Source organism: Desulfatiferula olefinivorans (assembly GCF_054657895.1).
This window is the reverse complement of the sequence record NZ_BAAHXV010000083.1, coordinates 1-2433: the sequence shown is the minus strand read 5'-3', so window position 1 is coordinate 2433 and position 2433 is coordinate 1. Positions and strand designations below refer to the sequence as shown.

General features: G+C 47.7%; 3 protein-coding genes and 1 pseudogene. All 4 read left to right on the top strand.

Annotated features, from left to right (window positions below):
• Nucleotides 1–5: 5 nt before the first annotated feature.
• Nucleotides 6–161, top strand: a pseudogene (locus tag ACYQ11_RS21860) (phage integrase N-terminal SAM-like domain-containing protein); the annotation flags it as partial.
• 21 nt (nt 162–182) lie between these two features.
• The gene (locus ACYQ11_RS21855) at nt 183–809 is read left to right on the top strand and encodes a tyrosine-type recombinase/integrase (protein ID WP_459925956.1); all 627 of its coding nucleotides are present in this window, start codon (nt 183–185) and stop codon (nt 807–809) included.
• A complete protein-coding gene (locus ACYQ11_RS21850) occupies nt 757–2046 on the top strand; it encodes an IS91 family transposase (RefSeq protein ID WP_459925955.1) in 1290 nt (429 codons plus the stop codon). The genes ACYQ11_RS21855 and ACYQ11_RS21850 overlap by 53 nt, the downstream gene beginning before the upstream one ends.
• Before the next feature lie 131 nt (nt 2047–2177).
• The coding region (locus ACYQ11_RS21845; protein ID WP_459925954.1) for a hypothetical protein at nt 2178–2433 on the top strand (256 nt) is incomplete at its 3' end.

Here is a 2433-nt window from a genome sequence, read left to right as displayed (position 1 = left end):
ACTCTATAGAAAGACTCGCCCGACATTACAAACTGTCACCGGACAAAATCAGTCATAAGCAGATTCAAGATTACCTGATTTCCATGCGAGAAGATTTGGGGCTGTCATTCAGCAGTTGCAATGTGGCCCGGAGTGCCATTCGATTTATTTATCAGCATGTTTTGCATGACGAAACCATCGCCATGGCCATTCCGGGACAGAAAACGCCTAAGTATTTACCGGAAGTCTTGAGTTTCGATACGGTCATGGCCGTTATTGACGCGACGAAAAATCTCAGGGATCGCCTGTTATTGATGACGGCCTATTCGTCCGGTCTGCGGCTTGAAGAACTGGTCTCTCTCAAGCCGGAACACATCGACAGCAAACGCATGTTGATCCGGGTGGTCCAGGGAAAGGGGAATAAAGATCGCTACACGACCTTATCCGAAAAACTTTTGAAGGAACTTCGAAACTACTGGAGATTATACAAACCCAAAGAGTGGCTGTTTTATTCGATCCATCCGGAAACTCCTCTTTCAAAATCATCGGCCCAGAAAATTTTTTCCAATGCCAAAAAAAAGGCTGGAATCACCCAAGGGCATGGTATTCACACGCTTCGTCACTGTTTTGCCACCCATTCGCTTGAAGCCGGTTATGATATCCACCGCATTCAAAGAATGCTCGGTCACAAAAATCTTTCAACGACCATGGTGTACCTGCATGTGACGAAAGAAAGTATCGCTCAGATCAAATCCCCCCTGGATATTTTCATGGCCGATGAGCTCACAGAGAAATCACCGTGGGAGGACGACCATGATCACATCGACTGATTGTGTTTTGCCCGCCCCATCACCTATGACCCAAAGCCCGGAGGTGGCGGACGTCTTTCGGCGTTACATCGGTGATTATCAAAAACAATACAAACTCCACCCGGATCATTACAAGGTGGTGGGAGATATCCTGGAGTGCCGAACACCCTTTCTCGGGGGGCATGTCCATGTGTGCAATGACTGCAATCACTCGGTCAATGTCTACAATTCCTGCGGCAACCGCCATTGCCCCAAATGCCAGACCATGGCCAAGGCACGATGGTTGGAAGATAGAAAAGCCGAGCTTTTACCTGTGCCGTATTTTCATAACGTGTTCACCCTGCCGCACGCCATCAACCCCCTGGCCTTGTGCAACAAGAGGGTTATTTATGCCCTGCTTTTTAAAAGCGCCTCCGAGACCTTGCTCTCCTTTGGAGAAAATCCTGAAAATAGCCTGGGTGGCAAGCTGGGGGTGATTGGTATCCTGCATACCTGGAATCAGCAACTCAGCGATCACATCCACCTTCATTTTCTGGTTCCCGGCGGGGTTTTATCGCCGGATAAAACAGAATTTAAAACCTGTTCCGAATCGTTTCTTTTCCCTGTCAAAGCCTTGTCCAAGGTGTTTCAAGGAAAATTCATGCAAGGATTAAAGGAGGCCTTTCGCAACAATGAACTGATCTTTCCGGGTCAGGCGGCTTGTTTTGCATCGACTCAAGGCTTCAACGGCCTGGTGGCTGAACTCTGGTCAACATCATGGGTGGTGTATTCCAAACCGCCGTTTTCCGGGCCGGAAACGGTTTTGGAGTACATGGCCCGCTACACCCATCGGGTGGCGATTTCAAACAACCGGATCACATCCTGTGAGAATGGACAGGTGACCTTTTCCTACAAAAACCGCAAGAAAAACACAACCGAGTCCATGACCCTGGATGCGGTGGAGTTTATCCGACGCTTTCTTCTCCATGTGGTGCCGCCGAACTTCATGCGTATCCGGCATTTTGGTTTGTTTGCCAATCGATGCAAAAAGAAACACATCGCCCTGTGCCGGGCCTTGCTTGGGGCGACCTCTCCCTATAGCAAAGCCGATAAAAAATCCGTTGAAGACATCATGCTGTCCTTGACCGGAGAAGAGATCAACCGGTGCCCGGCCTGTAAAAAAGGGGTCATGCAAAAACGATTTGAGATCCCAAAACACTGTCATGGTACGGGATCATTCCATATCATCCGGCCGCAATACAGGAGAAATACATCATGACATAAGGGCACAATGAAAAATCGATAGACCTCTTTCGTTTCGTCACACAAACGACCGGGAAATCTGCGCCCCGGATCTGGAAAAAGACGGAATCAGGCTCATCGTTTATCAATAAACACGAGCCGAATGCCATGAAAGGAAACACCAAAACAAACAAAAAAGACAAGAAACGACAAACTGAAATTTTCAAAGTAACTGAGTCAAAGAATCATCACTTTACAATCCCCATATATATTGGTAAGCCTTTTAAAAATCGGCGGTCAAGTCCAACACGATTTTATCCACCATCCCTTATCGCTGTTTTAATCGAAGTTTCTTTGACACCGGTGTCTTTGTGCCGTCGTTGCACCGGTTACGAACACGGGACAGTGGATAAAATTCATAACG

Excerpts from the sequence above, each read along its gene's own strand:
- ACYQ11_RS21855 (WP_459925956.1), top strand. The coding sequence starts at position 183 with ATGGCCATTCCGGGACAGAAAACGCCTAAGTATTTACCGGAAGTCTTG.
- ACYQ11_RS21850 (WP_459925955.1), top strand. The coding sequence starts at position 757 with ATGAGCTCACAGAGAAATCACCGTGGGAGGACGACCATGATCACATCG.